The organism is Streptomyces sp. NPDC002888 (genome assembly GCF_042888465.1).
GTDB lineage: Bacteria > Actinomycetota > Actinomycetes > Streptomycetales > Streptomycetaceae > Streptomyces.
The window spans coordinates 54,870-74,084 of record NZ_JBIAPU010000033.1 but is presented as its reverse complement, the minus strand read 5'-3'; the positions used below and the strand labels follow the sequence as shown (position 1 = coordinate 74,084).

Sequence of the window (19,215 nt, the reverse complement as noted above, 5' to 3'; positions counted from 1 at the left end):
CTGGCCGGCTAGCCGGCCTGGCCCATCCCCGCCGCGTTCGGCCAGCTCTGGGCGTTGGGCCAGCCGGTGGCAGGGGCCGTGGTCAGGCCGCCCGGCATGCCCGTGGTGCCGCGTACCTGGGCCGCGGTGAGGCCGCCGCGGGCGGGGACGCCGGGCGGGGTGGGGCCCATGGGGGGCGGGGCCATCGCGGCCGCGGCCGGGACCGGGGCCGCCGCCGGGAAGGGCGAGGCGGGCGGGATCGGGGACGCGGGCGGGACCGGCGTCGGGAAGGGCGAGGGAACGGGAACGGGGATGGGTGCGGGAGCGGGGACCGGCGCGGGGGCCGGAGCCGGGGCCGGGGCGGCCATGGGCTGGGGGAAGGTCTGGGCCGCGGCCGGCATCGGCATTCCGACGCCGTTGGACGGCGCCGTGGCCTGGGCCGCCATGGGCATCGGGGCGCCGACGGCGGCGGCCGGAGCGACTGCCGGCCCCTGGGCGCCGACGGCCCCCATCGCCTGAGCGGCGAGGCCCTGCAGGCCCGCTCCGTTCGTGGCGCTGACCAAGCGGTCCACGGCCGCCGTACCCGAGCTGTAACTGGTCCCCAGCTCGGGTACGGCGGCTCCCCTCCTGGTCCCGTAGAGCACCTGTTCCAGGCCGGACACCAGGCGACGCACGTCGACCTGGGGGCGCACCACGAGCCTCAGGAAGCGGCTGGACGAGCCGATCTTGTTGCCGCACTCACGGACCAGGATCCGGTGCTCGGTGAGCATCCGGTCCCGGACCACGGTGCCCTCGGCGCCCACGGGGAGGCGCACGAAGAGGAAGTTGCCCTGGGACGGGTAGACCGTCAGGCCGGGCAGGGCGGAGAGCTGGCTCGCCATGTCGAGACGGTCCCGGCGCACCTGCTGGAGGCTCTGCGCGTACTCGGGGCCGTGCTCCTTGAGCATGAAGACGACATGCTCGGCGAAGGAGTTGAGGTTCCACTTGGGAAGCATGGAACGGATCCGGCCGGCCAGGGCCGGGTTGGAGACGAGGTAGCCGAAGCGGATGCCGTGCAGGCCGAAGTTCTTGCCGAGGCTGCGCAGGACGACGACGTTCGGGCGCAGCATCGCCTCGTGCACGACGCTGGGTTCGACCTCGGCGTCGGCGAACTCCAGGAACGACTCGTCGATCACGACGAGGTCGAGGTCGGCCATCGCGTCCATGAACTGCACGATGGCGTGCTTGTGCAGGAAGCCGCCGTCGGGGTTGTTCGGGTTGCAGATGACGGCGACGCGGGTGCCGCGGGCCCGGATGAACTCGGCGTACTGGGCGAGGTCGAGGGCGAAGCCGCTGGACTCCTGGAGCGGGAACATGTCGACCCGCTTGCCGGTCTCCATCGGCTGGTCGGTCCAGCGGCCGAAGGTGGGGACGGGGATGGCGAGGGACTCGCGTACCAGCAGGTGGTCGATCCAGGTGATCAGCTCGGTCGAGCCGTTGCCCATCGCCACGCACTGCGGCGGAAGCTGGAGGAGGTTGCAGAGCTCGGCCGTGATCGTGTCGGCGCTGCTCGGGTAGTACGTGATGATGTCCCGGAGGCGGCCGGCCATCTCGTCGAACATCGCCGGGGTCGGGAAGTACGGGTTGCAGGGGATGCAGAAGTCCACCGGCCCGACCCCGTCGCCGCCGCTCTCTCGCGTCAACGCCGCCATCGACGGGCTGTGCGCCGCGGTGCTGCGGAACAGCGACATGACGTTGTCGGCCATGAAACCTCCGTATGGGGCGGGTCCGGTGGGGACGGCCGGACCCGTCGTCTGTGGGTGGCCCGCGCGGGGGAGCGCGGGCCACCCCTACATACGGACACTGGGGTGGTGCTGTTCAACTGTTGTGGAACGAGTGTGGGTTCACAGGTTTCAGCAGCCGAAAGGGCTTCAGCAGCCGAACGAGTGGATCGTCGTCGTGCGGTACGTCTGCCCGGGCCGCAGCAGGGTCGACGGGAACGACGGCTGGTTCGGGGAGTCCGGGAAGCGCTGTGTCTCCAGGCAGAGGGCGTCGCCCTGGCGGTAGATGTTGCCGCCGGTGCCGACGAGGGTGCCGTCGAGGAAGTTGCCCGAGTAGAACTGCAGGCCCGGCTCGGTGGTCGCGATCGTCAGGGTGCGGCCGGAGGAGGGGTCCCTCAGGCCGGCCGCGTGCTCGGGCCGGGCGGTGAGGCCCTTGTCGAGGACGTAGTTGTGGTCGACGCCCTTGCTGTACAGCAGCTGCTGGTGGGCGACGCGCAGGTCCCGGCCGATCGCCTTGGCCTCGCGGAAGTCGAAGGGGGTGCCGGCGACGTCGGCCGGCTCGCCGGTGGGGATGAGCCCCGGGTCCACGGGCAGGTAGCGGGAGGCGGCGATCTCCAGCTCGTGGTCCTGGACCGAGCCGGTGCCCTCGCCGGCGAGGTTCCAGTAGACGTGGCTGGTGAGGTTGACGAAGGTCGCCTTGTCGGTGGTGGCCTCGTAGTCGATGCGCCAGTCGCCGCCGCCGGTGAGGGTGTACGTGACCTTCACCTCGAGCGTGCCCGGGTAGCCCATCTCGCCGTCGACGCTCGTGAGGTACAGGTGCAGGCCGACGTCCGGGCCGTCGGTGAACGGCTCGACCTCCCAGACGCGCCGGTCGAAGCCCTCCGTGCCGCCGTGCAGACTGTGCGCACCGTCATTGAGGGGCAGCTGGTGGTTCTCGCCGTCCAGGGTGAACCGGCCCTCGGCGACGCGGTTGCCGTAGCGGCCGATCAGCGCTCCGAAGTACGGGCTGCCGGCGATGTAGTCCTCGATGGTGTCGAACCCGAGGGAGACGTTGGCGTACCGGCCGTCCCGGTCGGGGATCTCCAGGGACTGGACGATGCCGCCGTAGTCGAGGACCCTCAGCCGGGTCCCGCCGTTCTCCAGGAACCAGCTGGAGACCTTCGTGCCGTCGGCGAGCTCGCCGAAGAGCGTCTTCATCACGTCCTGCCTTCCCCTGAACCCTGACACATGACCCCTGACACAGAAAAAAACGGGCCCCGCCTTCCGGCGGGGCCCGTTCCGGTTCAGGAACCGGACTTGCGCTTGTTCCACACGTCGAAGCCGACCGCGGCCAGCAGGGCGAGGCCCTTGATGACCTGCTGCCAGTCGGTGCCGACGCTGAGGAGGTTCATGCCGTTGTTCAGCACGCCGAGGACGAGACCACCGATGATCGCGCCGAGGACGGTACCGACACCGCCGCTCATGGACGCGCCACCGATGAACGACGAGGCGATGGCCTCGAGCTCGAAGTTGAGGCCGGCCTTCGGCGAGGCCGCGTTCAGACGGGCGGCGACGACCAGACCCGCCAGGGCCGCCAGCACGCCCATGTTCAGGAAGACGTAGAAGGTGACCTTCTTGTCCTTGACGCCGGACAGCTTCGCCGCCGGCAGGTTGCCGCCGATCGCGTAGATGTGACGGCCGAAGACGGCGTTGCGCATGACGTAGCCGTAGCCGACGACCAGGAGGCCGAGGACGATCAGGATGATCGGCGCGCCCTTGTAGCTGGCGAGCAGCATGGTGACGGTGAGGATCGCGGCGACGATGGCGACGAGCTTGAGCAGGAAGAGGTTGCGCGGCACGACGTCGAGCGAGAACTCCTGCTGGCGCTTGCGGTCGCGGACCTCCTGGAGGACCACGAAGGCGATCAGGGCGAAGCCCAGCAGCAGCGTGATGTTGTGGTAATTCGTGTTCGGGCCGACTTCCGGCAGGAAGCCGTTGCCCATCTTCTGCAGGCCGTCCGGGAACGGGCCGAGGGTCTGGCCCTCCAGGAAGATCTCCGTCAGACCGCGGAAGAGCAGCATGCCCGCGAGGGTGACGATGAAGGACGGTATCCCGAGGTACGCGATCAGGAAGCCCTGTACCGAGCCGGCGATCGCGCCCACGATCAGGCACAGCACCACCGCGAGGGGCCAGGCCACCTTGTGTTCCACCGTCAGTACGGCCGCGAAGGCGCCGACGAACGCCGTCAGTGAGCCGACCGACAGGTCGATGTGACCCGCGATGATCACCAGCATCATGCCGATCGCGAGGATCAGGATGTAGCTGTTCTGCAGGACCAGGTTGGAGACGTTGCGCGGCAGCAGCAGGTCGCCGTCGGTCCACACCTGGAAGAGGACCACGATCAGGCCGAGCGCGATCAGCATGCCGTACTGGCGCATGTTGCGGCGCAGGCCGCCCAGCACCAGCTGGAGCAGACCGCCACCGGTGGCCGATCCGCCGCTCTTGCCGGGCGGCGCGGCGGCCGGGCTCTTGTCGGTCACGTCGGTGCTCATCGGGTTACCTCTTTGTCCTTCGTCATCTGGCGCATCAGCACTTCCTGCGTGGCCTCGGCCCGCGGGAACTCGCCCGTGAGCCGCCCGGCGGCCATCGTGTAGATGCGGTCGCACATACCGAGCAGTTCCGGCAGCTCGGAGGAGATGAAGACGACCGCCTTGCCCTCGGCGGCCAGTTGGTCGATGACCGTGTAGATCTCGTACTTGGCGCCGACGTCGATACCGCGCGTCGGCTCGTCCAGGATCAGCACCTCGGGACCCGCGAAGATCCACTTGCTGAGGACGACCTTCTGCTGGTTGCCGCCGGACAGCCTGCCCACCGTCTCGAAGACGGTCGGCGCCTTGATGTTCATCGACTTGCGGAAGCGCTCGGCGACCTTCCGCTCCTCGTGCTCGTCGACCACGCCGCCCTTGGCGACCTTGTTGAGCGCGGTCAGCGAGATGTTGCGGTTGATGTTGTCGATGAGGTTGAGGCCGTAGTGCTTGCGGTCCTCGGTGACGTACGCGATGCCGTGCCCGACCGCCTCGGCGACGGACTTCGTACGGATCTCCTCGCCGTCCTTGAGGACCGTGCCGCCCGCGTGCCGGCCGTAGGAGCGCCCGAAGACGCTCATCGCGAGCTCGGTGCGGCCGGCGCCCATGAGGCCCGCGATGCCGACGATCTCCCCGCGCCGCACCTGGATCGACACGTCGTCGACCACCTTGCGCTGCTGGTCGATCGGGTGGTGCACGGTCCAGTTGCGGATCTCCAGCGCCGGGGCCGCGCCCTTCTCCGGCTCGTGCGGGGTGCGCTCGGGGAAACGGTGGTCGAGGTCGCGGCCGACCATGCCGCTGATGATCCGGTCCTCGGTCGTCTCCGCCGCCTTCACGTCGAGCGTCTCGATCGACTGCCCGTCGCGGATGATCGTCACCGAGTCCGCGACCTTGCGGATCTCGTTGAGCTTGTGGGAGATGATGATCGAGGTGATGCCCTGCTTCTTCAACTCCAGGATGAGATCGAGGAGTTTGTCGCTGTCCTCGTCGTTCAGGGCCGCGGTCGGCTCATCCAGGATGAGCAGCTTCACTTCCTTCGACAGCGCCTTCGCGATCTCCACCAGCTGCTGCTTGCCCACGCCGATGTCGGCGACGCGGGTCTCCGGGTGGTCGCTCAGACCGACCCGGCGCAGCAGCTCGGAGGCGTGCCGCAGGGTCTCGTTCCAGTTGATGAGCCCGCCCGTGGCGTGCTCGTTGCCGAGGAAGATGTTCTCCGCGAGGGAGAGAAACGGCACCAGCGCCAGCTCCTGGTGGATGATGACGATGCCGCGTTGCTCGCTCGCCCGGATGTCCTTGAAGGAGCAGATCTCTCCCTCGAAGAGGATGTCGCCCTCGTAGGTGCCGTGCGGATGGACGCCGGAGAGCACCTTCATCAAGGTGGACTTGCCGGCGCCGTTCTCCCCGCAGATGGCATGGACCTCGCCCTGACGGACGGTCAGTGAGACGTCCGACAGCGCTTTGACGCCGGGAAAGGTCTTGACGATCGAGCGCATTTCCAGGACGGGTCCCGCCATGGTCGTGCCTTCCAATCCGTAAGGTTCGACGCTTACTTGAGCTGGTCCGCCGTGTAGTAACCGCCGTCTACCAGTTCCTTCTGGTAGTTGGTCTTGTCGACGCTGACCGGCTGCAGCAGGTAGGCCGGGACGACCTTCTTGCCGTTGTCGTAGGTCTTGGTGTCGTTGACCTCGGGCTTCTTGCCGTTGAGGGCGTCGTCGACCATGCTCGAGGCGACCTCGGCGAGCTTGCGCAGGTCCTTGTAGACGGTCATCGTCTGCTGGTTCGCGATGATCGACTTCACGGAGGCGAGCTCGGCGTCCTGGCCCGTGAGGACCGGCAGCTTCTTGCTGCCGGAGCCGTAACCGTCGGACTTGAGCGCCGACAGGATGCCGATGGAGATGCCGTCGTACGGCGACAGGACCGCGTCGACCTTCTTGCTCTTGTACGACTTGGTCAGGATGTCGTCCATGCGCCGCTGGGCGGTGGCGCCGTCCCAGCGCAGGGTGGTGACCTGGGTGAGCTTGGTCTGGCCGGACTGGACGACGAGCTTCTTGCTGTCGATGTACGGCTGCAGGACGCTCATCGCGCCGCCGAAGAAGTACTTCGTGTTGTTGTCGTCGTTGGAGCCGGCGAAGAGCTCGATGTTGAACGGGCCCTTGCCGTTCTTCAGGCCGAGCTTGTCGACGATGTAGTTGGCCTGGAGCTGGCCGACCTTCTCGTTGTCGAAGGACGCGTAGTAGTCGACGTTCGGCGTGCCGAGGATCAGGCGGTCGTAGGAGATGACCGGGATCTTGGCGTCGGCGGCCTGCTGCAGGACGTTGTTCAGCGACTTGTTGTCGATGGCCGCGACGACCAGGGCCTTCACACCCTGGGTGATCAGGTTCTCGATCTGCGAGACCTGCTGGTCGGGGTCGTCCTCGCCGTAGACCAGCTTGGTCTTGTAGCCCTTGGCCTCGAGGTCCTTGACGACGTTCTTGCCGTCGGAGATCCAGCGCTCGGAGGACTTGGTCGGCATCGCGATGCCGATCGTGCCGCCCTTGGCGTCCCCCTTCTTCTCGTCGCTGCCGCCTTCGCTGCTCTGGCCACAGGCGGAGAGGGTGAGGGCGAGGGAGGCGGCTCCGGCGATGGCGGCGAGAGCGGCTCTGCGGTTACGCATGGTCATCATCCTTGATGGTTGTGCAGGGGTCGGTCTCGCAAATGGGGCGAGGACACTCCCGGCGGGGTCGGGCGCCGGGACACCGAACAGATGTGTGGGATTCTGCGTGCCTGTGTCGGCTTCTGTGAAGCGAGGTTTCCGGAACGTTATGACCCGATGGCGAACCTGTTCAGTTCGCCGGGCAGCCGGGAGCCCAGCGGCGCCATGTCTGCGCCCGCTCCATGGCGCTCCAGGAGGTCCAGGGCGAGCCGGCCGCGCCGCACCCGCTCCTTGGCCGTGGAGAGCGTCAGATCCCGCATGTGGTGCCCGTACGGGTAGATCCCGGGGGCCTTGGACAGGCCGAACTTCAGGTAGAGCGGCGCACCGCGCCGGATCAGTTCGGCGATCTCGTACATCCGGATGTAGCCGCCCAGGTCGTCGGGCGCCTCGACGTACATGTCCATGGGAGCGCCCGACACCCGCCGGATCTCCGTGAGGTGATCGAGCGTCAGGTCGCTGGGCACGTTGATGGAGTCGCCGCCGAGACCCTCGTACACGGCGTACGCCGCCGGGTTGACCGGTCCGATGAGCGCGGACACCTTCAGCGTGGTGTCGGCCGGGATGATGCCGGCCACGCGCGCGCGGTGCAGCGTCCACAGCACGCCCTCGTCGGCGACGAGCAGGCACTTGACGCCCAACTCCGTGGCCCGGACGGCGTCTTCCACACAGCCGGCCACGGCGTCGTGGCCGCGGGCTCTGAGGCCCCCGCCGCGCGAGTCGGTACGGGTGGAGCCGCCGATGTCCCACGTGCCGCGCGGGCCGGTGAACAGGCAGAGCTCGATGTCGCGCTCGGCGGTGGCCTCGACCATCTCGGTGATCTCGGCGTCGGTCAGCATCCACACACCGCTGCCCTGGCTGATCCGGTGGATCGGCACATCGAGGCGCGAGGCCTCCTTGAGGACGACGGCCAGTGCTTCGGGACCCTCGCACGAGGGGATCTCGGTGCGCCAGCGGCCGCCACCCGGGAAGGTGTGGGGCGAGGCGTCGGCGGGGGAGAGGTCGGGCGCGCCCAGGCCTAGCGCGGCGAGCGCCTGCTCACCGGGTCGACGGGGGGCCGTGGCGGAGGCGTCGGTCACTGAGTGTCCTTCGTGTTCGAAATTTCGGGCGAGGTTCGCGACTCAAGGCGTGCGGGTCTGGGTGTACGCCGGTACGGGGACCGTCAGGTTGTCCCCGTACCGGCGTACGTCTATGGGCGGAGCAGGACCTTGCCGACCTTCGGATCGCCGGACCCCACCAGCTCGATGGCCTGCGAGAACTCGGCGAGCGGCAGCTCGTGCGTGACCAGCGGTGACGGGTCGAGCAGTCCGGCTGCGAAGACCCGCACGGTGTGCGCCCAGGCGTCCGGTGCCGCACCGAACACGGTGTGCACCTCCAGCTGCCGTACGACCAGGTCGGTGGGGTCGAGACCCTCCGCGCCCGCCGCCGGGATGCCGGTCAGGACCAGCCGCCCGCCGCGCCGGAGCAGGGCGGCGGAGGTCCGCGCGGCGGAGGCGGACCCGGCGGTCTCGATCACCACGTCGAAGTCGTCGGGGAGCTCTTCGTCGCGGGTACGGAAGTCGGTGGCCCCGTACTGCCGCGAGAGCGCCTCCCGGTCGTTGCGGGTGCCGACGACGAGCAGCTCGGCCGGGGAGCCCGCCTTCAGGAACTGGACGGCGAACATGCCCAGCGTCCCGGTGCCGACCACCGCGACCCGCTCACCGGGCCGCGCGTTCGCCTTGATCGCGGCGGCCGCGATGCAGGCGGCCGGCTCCAGGAGGGCGGCGGCGGACAGGTCGGCGTCGTCCGGCAGGGCGTGCAGCAGCCGGGCGGGGAGGGTGAGGGTGGTCGCCATCGCCCCGGGCTGGGTGAAGCCCGTCTCCTCGTATCCGGCCGTGCACAGGGTCGTCTCGCCCGCGTGGCAGCGGTCGCAGACCTGGCAGTTGCGGAAGCCCTCGCCGACGACCTTGCGGCCGACCAGAGACTCCGGCACCCCGGCGCCGACCGCCTCCACCGTCCCGGACCACTCGTGGCCCGGGGTCAGCGGATAGCGGACGTAGCCCTCGGGCCGGTTGCCCTGGTAGACCTCGCGGTCGCTGCCGCAGATGCCCACGGCGTGCACCCGGACGAGTGCCTCACCGGCCTCCGGCTGCCGGGGCTCGTGCGAGGTGAGCCGGTGCTCGCCCGGCGCCTCGATCACGACAGCGCTGCTCACTTGGAGCCCTTCGGCTTGCGCTGCTCCCAGCCCTCGGCCCACAGGTCGAAGCGGGCCTGCTGCTGCGGGAACTCGGCGGCCGCGTCGACGTCCAGCTCCACACCGAGACCCGGCGCGTCGGAGAGGTGGAAGTAGCCGTCCACGACCTGCGGCGCGCCCTTGACCACCTTCTTGATGTCCGCGTCCGCGAAGTCGTTGAAGTGCTCGAGGATCTTGAAGTTCGGCGCGGTGAAGCCGACCTGGAGGGAGGCGGCGGTCAGGACCGGCCCGCCCACGTTGTGCGGGGCCACCAGCATGTAGTGGGTCTCGGCGGTGGCGGCCAGCTTGCGGGTCTCCCAGATGCCGCCGATGTGGCCGACGTCGGGCTGGATGATGTCCACGGCCTGGCTCTCGAAGAGCTCGCGGAACTCGATCCGGTCGTGGATGCGCTCACCGGTGGCGACCGGCATGTCGACCTTGGCGGCGACCTTCTCCAGCGCCTTCAGGTTCTCCGGCGGAACGGGCTCTTCCAGCCAGGCCGGCTTGAAGGGCGCGAGCTCCTTGGCGAGGCGGACCGCGGTGGCCGGGGAGAAGCGGCCGTGCATCTCCAGCATCAGCTCGGCGTCCGGGCCGATGGCGTCCCGTACGGCCTCGATGAGGGAGACGGCGTACAGGCTCTGCTCGTGGTCCAGCTCGAAGTGGCCGGTGCCGAAGGGGTCGATCTTGAGCGCCTTGTAGCCGCGCTCCATGACCCCCTGGGCGGCCTTGTGGTACGCCTCCGGGGTGCGCTCGGTGGTGTACCAGCCGTTGGCGTAGGCCTTGACCTTGTCGGTCACCTTGCCGCCCAGCAGCTGCCAGACCGGCACCCCGAGGGCCTTGCCCTTGATGTCCCAGCAGGCCATCTCGATGACGGCGATGCCGGACATCACGATCTCGCCCGCACGGCCGTAGTCGCCGTACTTCATCCGCTTGACGAGATCCTCGACAGCGAACGGGTCGGAGCCGAGAATGTGATTGCCCTCGGCCTCCCGGAGGTAGCCGAGCAGCGCGTCGGTGTGGCCCAGCATCCGGGTCTCGCCGACTCCGGTGATGCCTTCGTCGGTGTGCACCTGGACGTAGGTCAGGTTGCGCCAAGGCGTCCCGACCACGTGTGTGCTGATTCCGGTGATGCGCACGGCAGTTGCCCCTTGCTGCTTCGTCGGTAAGCGTACGTCGGTTCGAGTGGGTGCGTCTCGTCGTGTTCGAGATTTCGTCACTCGTTCGAAATGCTGGGCAGACAGTAAGGACGGGGCGGCGGGAGTGTCAATGGGTCGCACACATAACGGTTTCGACAGCTTCGATGGTCGGTTTCGAGATGATCTCGGGAAGAAGAGGTGGGGATGCTGCGATTACCGGGGGGACGCCGCAAGTTGGCGTGGAATGGTGGGCCGTTTCCTTCAGGGGGTGCGCCGGAACGGCGGGTTTGCCACATAACCTTCACAGGGGCCCCTAGGAACGTCACGTGGCCGGAACTTAGTCTTCCCGCGTCATGGACTACTGCCACCCGTGCCGACGGCACCTCAACGGCGCCCTCGCCTGCCCGGGCTGCGGCGCCTCAGCGGAATCACTCCGCGCGTACGCGCACGAAACGGACACGCGACCGACCGCCGCCGACGAGCCGTACGAGACCGGGACCCACCGGGAGGCGGACACCTACGACGCTCACGACGACGAAGGCGCCGACGACGAGAGCGCCGGCGAGGACGAACCGCGCGGGCGGGCGGCCCGGCGCCGTGAGCAGGGGCGTCGCCGGGGGCGCGGGCGCGGTGCCGATGAAGCGGCGTACGGGGCCGAGGCCGGCGTGGACGACCGAGGTGGCGAGGGCGAGCCGGGCGGGCGGGCGGCCCGGCGCGGTGACCAGGGGCGGCGCCGCGGGCGCGGGCGGGGCGATGACGAGGAGGCGACCGGGCCGGCCGGTGCGGGGGCGAGCCGTCGCGATCGCAAGGCGGCCGCGCATCGGCGGCGCCGTCGCCGCGCCCTGCTGATCACGGCGGGCTTCGTGCTGGCGGCGGGCGGGCTGAGCCTCGCGGAGCTGGGCATGGACGCGCCGGGTTCGCATCCGAAGGAGGCGAGCGCCGGGGACGCCTCGGCGGAGGGCGGAACCTCGGAGGAGGCGGGGGAGACGACCGGCCCGTCGGCGGACTCGACCGGCAAGGGCAGGGGCAAGGGCTCGACGTCGGCCTCTCCGGACGCCTCGGCGTCCACGTCGCCCTCCGCGTCCCCGTCGCAGAGCGAGTCGGACAAGCCAGACGACGACAAGGACAAGGATGCCCAGTCGGCTACGCGGGGCCCGCAGCCCAGCAGTCCGACGACGGCCCCGGCGGCGAGCCCCACCCCGACGACCGCCCCCAGCTCCGCCCCGACCACCTCGAAGCCGCGACCGGACCCTTCGCCTTCGGAGACGTGCAACCGCTTCCTGTGGTGGTGCACTTAGGAGGCGGGACGCCCCGTCCGCCAGGTGACTCGCCAATCGTTTTCGGCCAACTGGCGTGGCACGGAAGCCGTCTTGAACGTCGCCCAGACCGTCTTGCCGACCACATGTTCGGTCACACCGAAGTCGTCGGCCAGCTCACGAGCCAGGAGCAGCCCGCGGCCTGAGCATTCGTCAGCATGCGGGTCGGGGCGCGGATCGCGGACCGCGAGTCCGTGGTCGCCGGTGTCACGGACCTCCAGGCGGATCACCGCGCCGTCGAGCGAAAGGTTCACGCAGTACTCCCGGCCGGGGGGCACTCCGTGCAGCAGGGCGTTCGTGGCGAGTTCCGAGACGCAGAGCCGTATGTCGTCCAGCCGGTCGGTGCAGCCCCAGTCCCCGAGGACCTGGAGGGCGAACTCCCGGGCGTCGCGCACGGAGGTGCGGGAGCGGGGAAAGCGGCGTTGCCGTGTCGCGGGCATGGTGGGCGTCCTCCGTGGTTCCTGGGGCGTCCAGCGGGCCGTCACGTTACTTCTGTTCACGAAAAGCAGCAAGGTTGGGCCAAAGGTACTGGGGATGGGAGTGGTTCGGGCGCGTCGCCTAACGTGTAGGGCACAAAAGGCCGGAGAACCCCGACGGGAGGACGTCTTGAGCGCGAGCAGCTGGGTCAGCACGTCGTTGCCGTATCTGACGCCCCGCCAGTCGGGACAGGGCGACCCCTGGGCCGCCGAGGCGGCGGCCCGGGGGCGGCGGGGCGGCCAGCGCATCGCGCACGCCGGTGAGGTGCTCGCGCCGGCCGACGTGGCCGAGCTGTTCGGGATCGCCGAGGGCGAGCCGGTCGTCGTGCGGCGGCGGCTGATCCTGCTCGACGAGGAGCCGAACGAACTGACCGACACCTACTACCCGATCGGCATCGCCCGCGGTACCGCCCTCGCCCGCACCGCCAAGATCCCCGGCGGTGCCGTCACCCTCCTCGCCGAACTGGGCCACGTCGGCGCCCTCGTCCGGGAGGACGTGACGGCCGGGATGCCCGACGAGGAGGAGCGCGCGACCCTGCGCACCGCGCCCGACGAGCCCGTCCTACGGCTGACGAGGCAGACGCTCGACCGCGACGGCCGGCCGATCCAGGTCGACCGTATGGTGATGCCCGCCCTCCGGCAGAGACTGCGCTACCAGATCAGGATCGGATGACCCCGTGCCCAAGGCCGAACCGGACGCCGCCGACCGCCGTTCGCTGCACGAGCGGATCGCGGCCGACCTGCGGGACGAGATCATGGGCGGAGAACTGCCGCCGGGCGCCAACCTGCCGTCCACCGCACAGCTGAAGACCCGGTTCGCGGCCTCGAACGCCACCGTGCAGAAGGCCCTGCACCTGCTGAAGGAGGAGGGCCTGGTGGTCGGCCGGGCGGGCGCGGCGGTCACGGTCCGTGAGCACCGCCGGCGCACGGTGCGGCCCGCCGCCTCCATGGCCACGGGCGGCACCGGGCAGACGTACCGCTGGCTCACCGAGGCGGCCGGACGCGGCGCGCAGGCCCGCAGCGCGATCCTCGACGTCACGGAGTGCCGCCCGCCCGCCGACGTCCGCGCGGCCTTCGGCCTCCCGGAGGACGGCACGGTCTTACGACGCGGCCAGCTCCTGCTGGTCGACGACGAGCCCGCCGAACTCGTCACCTGCTACTACCCGTGGGAGATCGCCCGGGGGACGGCGCTGACGGACCTCCGCCGGATCAGGGGCGGCACGCCCGCCCTCCTCGCGCAGCTCGGCCACCCGCCCCGCCGCAGCGTGGACCGGGTCTCCGCCCGCGTCCCCACCCAGGAGCAGTACCGGGCGCTCCGCCTCACCAGCAGCACCCCGGTCCTGCGTACCCTGCGTCTCCTCCACAGCGACGGCGAACGGCCCGTCGAGGCGACGGTGATGGTGAAGGCGGGGCACCTGTACGAGGTGCAGTACGAGTTCGTCCCCGAGTGACCGGGACTCCCTCGACGACCGCGTGACCGGTGCCTACTCGGCGTCCGTGTGCAGCATCCGGGCCAGCAGCCCGCGCAGCGTCAGCCGCTCCTCCTCCGACAGCCCGGCCAGCGGCTCCCGCGCGAAGTGCAGCGACTCACGCAGCCCCCGGGCCACCCGGCGCCCCTCGTCCGTCGCCGCCGCGACCTTCACCCGGCGGTCGGCCGGGGCCGGGCGGCGCTCGACCAGACCGCGTGACTCCAGCCGGTCCACGATCCCCGTCACGTTCGACGGCTCGCACTTCAGCTTCTGCGCCAGCTTGCGCATCGGCAGCGGCTCCAAGGTGAGCAGGCTGAGCAGCCGGGCCTGCGCCCCGGTGAGCGCGTGGTCGGCGGCGGCTTCCTCGTAGTCCTCGTAGTAGCGGGCCACGACCTCCCCGATCAGCTCGACGACTTCCAGCGTCAGGGCGTCAGGTCGGCGGGTCTGCTGTGGTGTGGCCATGGCATTCAGGGTACCCGGTTACTTGACAACCTGAAATATTCAGGAGCATGGTTGTTTCAGGTACTGAAGTAAATCACTGAAGTAAGTGAAAGGCTGTTGTCATGATCAACCGCGAATGGCACCTGCTCAGCCGCCCGGTCGGCTGGCCGAAGCCCGAGGACTTCGCCCTGGTCGAGGCGGAGGTGCCCACGCCGGGCGAGGGTCAGGTGCTGGTGCGGAACAAGTACCTCTCCGTCGACCCCTACATGCGTGGCCGCATGAGCGCCGCCAAGTCCTACGTCGCCCCCTTCGAGCTGGGCAAGGCCATGCAGGGCGGCGCCGTCGGTGAGGTCGTCGCCTCCAACGCCGAGGGCATCGCCGTCGGCGACCACGTGCTGCACTTCCTCGGCTGGCGCGAGTACGCGGCGGTCGACGCGAAGAGCGCCGTCAAGGTCGACCCCGAGGCCGCGCCGCTGTCGACGTACCTCGGCGTGCTCGGCATGACCGGCCTGACCGCCTACGCCGGCCTGCTGCGCACCGCCTCCTTCAAGGAGGGCGACTCCGTCTTCGTCTCGGGCGCGGCCGGCGCCGTCGGCAGCCAGGTCGGCCAGATCGCCAAGCTCAAGGGCGCCTCCCGGGTCATCGGCTCGGCCGGCTCCGACGAGAAGGTCAAGCTCCTCGTCGAGGAGTACGGCTTCGACGCGGCCTTCAACTACAAGAACGGCCCCGTCGGCGAGCAGCTGCGCGAGGCCGCGCCCGACGGTGTGGACGTCTACTTCGACAACGTCGGCGGCGACCACCTGGAGGCGGCCATCGGCTCCCTCAACTTGAAGGGCCGCATCGCCATCTGCGGCATGATCTCCGTGTACAACAACACCGAGCCCGCCCCCGGCCCGAAGAACCTCGCCCGCCTCATCCAGACCCGCGGCCGCATCGAGGGCCTCCTGGTCGGCGACCACTACGACCTCCAGCCCCAGTTCGTCCAGGAGGTCGGCGCCTGGGTCCGCTCCGGCGACCTGAAGTACCGCGAGACGGTCGTCGAGGGCATCGACAACAACCTGGAGGCCTTCCTCGGCGTCCTGCGCGGCGACAACACGGGCAAGATGATCGTCAAGCTGTAGGACTCCCGCACAGCCTGCGGGCATGCGCCCCGCCGTAGCCTGTGGGCAGTCGCACCGCCGTAGCTGCGGGCATGCGTGCCGCCTGGGGCGATGGGGGAGGGTGGGCGCAGGCGGCACCCCGCAAGCGCGGGCGAGCGAAACGCCTGTCACCCCGCCACCAGCCCCCCGCACAACTCCTTGCGCACAACGAAGGCCGCACCCCGAAACGCGGGGTGCGGCCTTCGCCCATGGCCCGGACTACCGCTCAGCCGGCGCAGCCCCATGCACCGCCGCCGCCAACCGATTGTTCTCCGGCGCCGCCCCACCCGGGAACGCGTTCCGCCGCCGCGTGTACCCATACGCCAACCCGCTCCGCGGATCCGCGAACGCCTGGCTGCCACCAGCCCCACTGTGCCCGAAGGCGCCCGCACCCAGGAACGGATGCCACGTGTCAGCGGTCGCCTGGAAACCCAGCCCGTACGACTTGTGCGTCCGCGCCACCAGGTCGTACCCCACGGAGTGGAACTGCCCGAACTCCGCCGCCGTGTCCTCCTTCAGCAGCGGCGCCTTCCCGTCCACCTCGCTGATCGCCGCCGCGTACATCCCGGCGAGCCCGCGCGCGGAGGCCACCCCGCCGACCGACGCCGGACCCTTGGCGCGGACCGTACGGTCGTTGGGCAGGGCCACCAGGTCGGTCGGATCGTCGGTGTGCCGGTTGAAGGCGATGGATGCGAGGGTGTGCGGCCCCGTGGGCAGGGAGTCGAGGAGGGCCTGCTGCTCGGCGGTCGGCACCATCGGCTGCACCGGGCGGAACCGGGAGTCGTGCACGGCCGGCAGCCCGAGGAAGAAGTCCAGCCCGTAGGGGGCGCGGATCCGTTCCTCGTACACCTCCTGCAGCGTACGGCCCGTGGCACGCCGTACGACCTCGCCGGTGAGCGCGCCGATGACCAGCGCGTGATAGCCGAAGGCCGTGCCGGGACGCCAGAACGGCCGCTGGTCGGCGAGGCGTTCGGCGATCTGCCGGTCGTCGGACAGCTCCGCCGCGGTGAAGCCGGTGTCCGTGCCGACCAGACCCGCCCGGTGGGCGAGCAGCTCGCGCAGGGTCAGGGCGCCCTTGCCCTCGGCGGCGAACTCGGGCCAGTAGTAGGTCACTTTGCGGTCGAGTTCCAGCGTGCCGTCCTGGACGAGAAGCGCGACCACGAGGTGCGCGGCGCCCTTGGTGGACGAGTACACGCCGTACAGGGACCCGGCGTCGACGCCGTCCCCGGCCCACAGGTCGACGACCCGGCGGCCGTGTACGTAGGCGCTCAACTGGCCCTCGTAGTCGGGCCGTTCCCCGGCCACGAAAGCGGCGAACTCCTCCCGCACGGCCTCGTAGCCGTCCGCGACGGTGCCCTGGATCTCCTGCGTCATCCGCTCTCCTCTACTTCGGCCGCTGTGCGCGTGTGCCATGGTGCACAATGCCCGAGATCGCAGCTGCTGATGATCGGTACGGCGAGGTGTGCCCGTTCGACTCAATGTCCTCCCGCGGACCGGCCGCAGGTGTTCCAGCCACCCCTCGATAGAGTTCGGTCATGCGTGATCTCGGGGCGGGTTTCGGTTATCTGCTGAAGGGCCAGCGATGGGTGGCCCGGCACGGCAAGCAGTACGGCTTCGGGCTCGTCCCGGGGCTGATCACGCTGGTCCTCTATGCGGCGGCGCTCGTCGCGCTCGCCCTGTGGGGTCAGGACTTCGTCGCCTGGGCGACCCCCTTCGCCGACGACTGGTCGAGCCCCTGGCTCGGCCTCTTCCGCGGCTTCCTCACCGTCGTCCTGTTCGCGCTCGCCCTCCTCCTCTCCGTCCTGACCTTCACCGCGGTCACGCTCCTGATCGGCCAACCCTTCTACGAGAACCTCTCCGAGAAGGTCGACCGCGACGTCTCGCCCGACGGCACGGCGCCCGAGTCCGGTCTCCCGCTCTGGCGCGAGCTGTGGATCTCGGCCCGCGACAGCCTGCGCATCGTGGTCCGGGCGCTGCTGTGGGCGGTCCTGCTGTTCGCCCTCGGCTTCATCCCGTTCGTCGGCCAGACCGTCGTCCCGGTGCTCGGCTTCTTCGTCACCGGCTTCTTCCTCACCGAGGAACTCACCGCCGTAGCCCTCCAGCGTCGAGGCGTCGCACTCCGCGAACGCCTCGCCCTCCTGCGCTCCCGCAAGACCCTCATCTGGGGCTTCGGCACCCCCCTCGGCCTCGCCTTCCTCGTCCCCTTCGTCGCGGTCTTCCTGATGCCGGGCGCGGTGGCGGGCGCGACGCTGCTGGCGCGGGAGCTGCTGGGGGAGGAGACGGACGAGGACGGCGAGGACGGCGCCGCGGAGGAGCCGGAACGCGCCGAGGTGCCCGGCCAGGCCCCCTGACCTGTCATACGGGGAGCCCACCACACCCGTCCCCCGGTCGACACCCGCTGACGTGGGCCACGCCGACCATCCCGGAAACAGGGGGACCCGTGCACGCACGCAAAGCGGTCAGGGCGCTGACCATCACCGGCCTCGTCGCCGCCACGGTGGCCGGCCCCGCGGCAGCCGCGAAGGCGATGGACTTCACGCAGGTCCACTACATCACCGGGGACGAACACCTGGCACACGTCAGCGACTGCGAGTTCTGACATGGCCAGGTTCCGGCGGGCTCGCGCGACTTCGGCGGCCTCACTGCTCGCCCTCGCTCTCGCCGCCGCCACAGTCGGCGGTTGCTCGGGGGCCGGCGAGGGGGCGAAGACCTCCCTCAGCGTCCCGGCACCCGTCTCCGCCGCCGAACGGTCACTGCTGTACGACGCGGAGCAGACGCTCGTCCAACGGTGCATGAGCCGGCACGGGTTCACCGTCTGGAAGGTGCCTGAGCACCCGATTCCCGAGCAGCGTGACTTCCCGTACGTGCTCGACGACGTGGCCTGGGCACGCGAGCACGGGTACGGCAGCGACCTGGAGCGGCGGGCGCGCGCGCTCCGGGCCGCCGACCCCAACCGGCGCTACGCCCAGTCTCTGGGCGCCGAACGCCGTGCCGACGCGATGGACGCCCTGCACGGGCGCAAGCGCAACGCGCTGACCGTGAAACTGCCCTCCGGCGCGGAGGTGGGCCGCAGTGACGAGGGATGCACAGCGGAGGCGGAGACGGAGCTCTACGGGAACCTCGTGGCCTGGTTCCGTGCCGAAGCCGTCACCCAGGCGCTGTCCGGCCTGCGCCGGTCGCAGGTGACCGCCGCCCCCGCCTACGCCGGAGCCGTGCACGCCTGGTCCGCCTGCATGCGCGGACGCGGCCTGCCCCATCCGGACCCGGCGGCGGCGCGCGCCCGATTCCTCGACGCGCCCGGCAGGGCCACGCCGGCCGAGGAACGGCGCACGGCGGTCGCCGAGGCGGCGTGCGCGCTGAGCAGCGGGCTGTCCCGAACCGTCGGCCGGCTGAGCAGTCGCTACGGCGATGCGCTCAAGGCCGAGCACCCCTTGGCGTTCCGCGAGCGGGACCGCCTGCAGCGCGCGGCGCTGCCACGGGGCCGGGCGATCACCAGCACCGACTGACTCGAGACCGACCGACCCACCAGGAAGACCACCATGGAGAAGGGGAAGATCATGAGGACCACCGCGTTCCGCGCCGGGCTGGCAGCGGCCGTTCTGACCGGGCTCACCGCGTTCCTGGCACCGGCGACGGCTCAGGCCGCGGACGGCGCCCCGGCACCCAAGGCCGTCGCGGCCGACGGAAACTTCTACGCCTACGAATACGTGGGCCTCATGGGCGGGTACTGCGCCTGGTCCGGAGACGACGCCAACTGGAGCTCCTGCTCGCCGCGAGGCGGCATCCGCAACGAGGCGAGCTCGGTCGAGAACCGGGGCTTTCCGGGGGCCTACGAGGACGTCCTCGTGTACTGGGACAACGCGGACGACGCCGGCGGCTGGGACGGCGCGCGAGCCTGCATTCAGAACGGCTGGTCGTACGGAAACCTGTACTGGTACTACTTCCCGGAGAACGGGGCGGGCGGCGGCGAGAAGATGGAGAACAACATCTCGGCCCACCGCTGGGTGCACTCCTGCACCGAGGACCCGCTGTAG

The 19,215-nt window shown here is 70.2% G+C and carries 19 protein-coding genes; 8 read left to right on the top strand and 11 right to left on the bottom strand.

From position 1 onward, the window contains the following. Window positions 1–8 precede the first annotated feature (8 nt). From ACFYWX_RS39110 to ACFYWX_RS39075, 8 genes are all read right to left on the bottom strand, one after another. Window positions 9–1,724, bottom strand: coding sequence for a pyridoxal phosphate-dependent aminotransferase (locus tag ACFYWX_RS39110; RefSeq protein WP_389429786.1), 1,716 nt, complete (start codon window positions 1,722–1,724; stop codon window positions 9–11). A 165-nt stretch (window positions 1,725–1,889) separates the two neighbouring features. After that, complete coding sequence (locus ACFYWX_RS39105; protein WP_389429784.1) at window positions 1,890–2,936, bottom strand: aldose epimerase family protein; 1,047 nt, start codon at window positions 2,934–2,936, stop codon at window positions 1,890–1,892. 86 nt (window positions 2,937–3,022) lie between these two features. Then, the gene (gene mmsB / locus ACFYWX_RS39100) at window positions 3,023–4,270 is read right to left on the bottom strand and encodes a multiple monosaccharide ABC transporter permease (protein WP_389429783.1); all 1,248 of its coding nucleotides are present in this window, start codon (window positions 4,268–4,270) and stop codon (window positions 3,023–3,025) included. Further along, window positions 4,267–5,817 (bottom strand): multiple monosaccharide ABC transporter ATP-binding protein, encoded by a 1,551-nt coding sequence (gene mmsA, locus ACFYWX_RS39095; RefSeq protein WP_389429782.1) that lies wholly within the window; start codon window positions 5,815–5,817, stop codon window positions 4,267–4,269. The genes mmsB and mmsA overlap by 4 nt, the downstream gene beginning before the upstream one ends. A 32-nt stretch (window positions 5,818–5,849) precedes the next feature. Continuing rightward, window positions 5,850–6,956 carry a multiple monosaccharide ABC transporter substrate-binding protein gene (gene chvE / locus ACFYWX_RS39090; RefSeq protein ID WP_389429780.1) on the bottom strand — a complete coding sequence of 369 codons (1,107 nt, stop codon included), beginning with the start codon at window positions 6,954–6,956 and terminating at the stop codon, window positions 5,850–5,852. 146 nt (window positions 6,957–7,102) lie between these two features. After that, entirely contained in the window at window positions 7,103–8,071 is a 969-nt protein-coding gene (locus ACFYWX_RS39085; protein WP_389429779.1) for a hypothetical protein, read from the bottom strand. A 110-nt stretch (window positions 8,072–8,181) separates the two neighbouring features. Then, window positions 8,182–9,186: a zinc-binding dehydrogenase gene (locus ACFYWX_RS39080; RefSeq protein WP_389429778.1), complete on the bottom strand. Its 1,005-nt coding sequence runs from the start codon at window positions 9,184–9,186 to the stop codon at window positions 8,182–8,184. Further along, entirely contained in the window at window positions 9,183–10,340 is a 1,158-nt protein-coding gene (locus ACFYWX_RS39075) for a mandelate racemase/muconate lactonizing enzyme family protein (protein ID WP_389429777.1), read from the bottom strand. Before ACFYWX_RS39075 ends, ACFYWX_RS39080 begins: the two co-directional genes overlap by 4 nt. Before the next feature lie 353 nt (window positions 10,341–10,693). Here ACFYWX_RS39075 and ACFYWX_RS39070 point away from each other — a divergent pair, with 353 nt between their 5' ends. Continuing rightward, complete coding sequence (locus ACFYWX_RS39070; RefSeq protein WP_389429776.1) at window positions 10,694–11,638, top strand: hypothetical protein; 945 nt, start codon at window positions 10,694–10,696, stop codon at window positions 11,636–11,638. Here the strand turns inward: ACFYWX_RS39070 and ACFYWX_RS39065 are convergent. Next, window positions 11,635–12,096: an ATP-binding protein gene (locus ACFYWX_RS39065; protein WP_389429774.1), complete on the bottom strand. Its 462-nt coding sequence runs from the start codon at window positions 12,094–12,096 to the stop codon at window positions 11,635–11,637. The two genes, ACFYWX_RS39070 and ACFYWX_RS39065, sit on opposite strands and share 4 nt — an antisense overlap. A 166-nt stretch (window positions 12,097–12,262) precedes the next feature. Between ACFYWX_RS39065 and ACFYWX_RS39060 the strand changes: the two genes are divergently transcribed. Beyond that, window positions 12,263–12,805, top strand: coding sequence for a GntR family transcriptional regulator (locus ACFYWX_RS39060; RefSeq protein WP_389429773.1), 543 nt, complete (start codon window positions 12,263–12,265; stop codon window positions 12,803–12,805). A gap of 4 nt (window positions 12,806–12,809) precedes the next feature. Then, window positions 12,810–13,583, top strand: a complete 774-nt coding sequence (locus ACFYWX_RS39055) for a GntR family transcriptional regulator (protein ID WP_389429771.1) — start codon at window positions 12,810–12,812, stop codon at window positions 13,581–13,583. 33 nt (window positions 13,584–13,616) lie between these two features. On the opposite strand, the gene ACFYWX_RS39050 is transcribed toward ACFYWX_RS39055, so the two are convergent. Then, entirely contained in the window at window positions 13,617–14,063 is a 447-nt protein-coding gene (locus ACFYWX_RS39050; protein ID WP_389429770.1) for a MarR family winged helix-turn-helix transcriptional regulator, read from the bottom strand. Window positions 14,064–14,164: 101 nt separating this feature from the next. Between ACFYWX_RS39050 and ACFYWX_RS39045 the strand changes: the two genes are divergently transcribed. Next, the gene (locus tag ACFYWX_RS39045) at window positions 14,165–15,163 is read left to right on the top strand and encodes an NADP-dependent oxidoreductase (RefSeq protein ID WP_389429769.1); all 999 of its coding nucleotides are present in this window, start codon (window positions 14,165–14,167) and stop codon (window positions 15,161–15,163) included. Window positions 15,164–15,400: 237 nt separating this feature from the next. Here ACFYWX_RS39045 and ACFYWX_RS39040 read toward each other — a convergent pair whose 3' ends face one another. Next, window positions 15,401–16,555 carry a serine hydrolase domain-containing protein gene (locus ACFYWX_RS39040; protein WP_389429768.1) on the bottom strand — a complete coding sequence of 385 codons (1,155 nt, stop codon included), beginning with the start codon at window positions 16,553–16,555 and terminating at the stop codon, window positions 15,401–15,403. Window positions 16,556–16,716: 161 nt separating this feature from the next. On the opposite strand from ACFYWX_RS39040, the gene ACFYWX_RS39035 reads away from it, so the two are divergent. The 4 genes from ACFYWX_RS39035 (at window position 16,717) to ACFYWX_RS39020 (ending at window position 19,215) form a co-directional block, all read left to right on the top strand. Further along, on the top strand, window positions 16,717–17,532 hold the full coding sequence (locus ACFYWX_RS39035) for an EI24 domain-containing protein (protein ID WP_389429767.1): 816 nt from the start codon (window positions 16,717–16,719) through the stop codon (window positions 17,530–17,532). An 89-nt stretch (window positions 17,533–17,621) separates the two neighbouring features. Further along, window positions 17,622–17,780, top strand: a complete 159-nt coding sequence (locus ACFYWX_RS39030) for a hypothetical protein (protein WP_389429766.1) — start codon at window positions 17,622–17,624, stop codon at window positions 17,778–17,780. A gap of 1 nt (window position 17,781) precedes the next feature. Next, a complete protein-coding gene (locus ACFYWX_RS39025) occupies window positions 17,782–18,687 on the top strand; it encodes a hypothetical protein (RefSeq protein WP_389429765.1) in 906 nt (301 codons plus the stop codon). 51 nt (window positions 18,688–18,738) lie between these two features. Further along, window positions 18,739–19,215, top strand: coding sequence for a hypothetical protein (locus tag ACFYWX_RS39020; protein ID WP_389429764.1), 477 nt, complete (start codon window positions 18,739–18,741; stop codon window positions 19,213–19,215).

Bases quoted from the DNA above. Each gene is read 5' to 3' on its own strand.
- ACFYWX_RS39110 (WP_389429786.1), bottom strand. From the start codon at position 1,724: ATGGCCGACAACGTCATGTCGCTGTTCCGCAGCACCGCGGCGCACAGC.
- ACFYWX_RS39105 (WP_389429784.1), bottom strand. From the start codon at position 2,936: ATGAAGACGCTCTTCGGCGAGCTCGCCGACGGCACGAAGGTCTCCAGC.
- mmsB (WP_389429783.1), bottom strand. From the start codon at position 4,270: ATGAGCACCGACGTGACCGACAAGAGCCCGGCCGCCGCGCCGCCCGGC.
- mmsA (WP_389429782.1), bottom strand. From the start codon at position 5,817: ATGGCGGGACCCGTCCTGGAAATGCGCTCGATCGTCAAGACCTTTCCC.
- chvE (WP_389429780.1), bottom strand. From the start codon at position 6,956: ATGCGTAACCGCAGAGCCGCTCTCGCCGCCATCGCCGGAGCCGCCTCC.
- ACFYWX_RS39070 (WP_389429776.1), top strand. From the start codon at position 10,694: ATGGACTACTGCCACCCGTGCCGACGGCACCTCAACGGCGCCCTCGCC.
- ACFYWX_RS39065 (WP_389429774.1), bottom strand. From the start codon at position 12,096: ATGCCCGCGACACGGCAACGCCGCTTTCCCCGCTCCCGCACCTCCGTG.
- ACFYWX_RS39050 (WP_389429770.1), bottom strand. From the start codon at position 14,063: ATGGCCACACCACAGCAGACCCGCCGACCTGACGCCCTGACGCTGGAA.
- ACFYWX_RS39045 (WP_389429769.1), top strand. From the start codon at position 14,165: ATGATCAACCGCGAATGGCACCTGCTCAGCCGCCCGGTCGGCTGGCCG.
- ACFYWX_RS39040 (WP_389429768.1), bottom strand. From the start codon at position 16,555: ATGACGCAGGAGATCCAGGGCACCGTCGCGGACGGCTACGAGGCCGTG.
- ACFYWX_RS39035 (WP_389429767.1), top strand. From the start codon at position 16,717: ATGCGTGATCTCGGGGCGGGTTTCGGTTATCTGCTGAAGGGCCAGCGA.
- ACFYWX_RS39025 (WP_389429765.1), top strand. From the start codon at position 17,782: ATGGCCAGGTTCCGGCGGGCTCGCGCGACTTCGGCGGCCTCACTGCTC.
- ACFYWX_RS39020 (WP_389429764.1), top strand. From the start codon at position 18,739: ATGAGGACCACCGCGTTCCGCGCCGGGCTGGCAGCGGCCGTTCTGACC.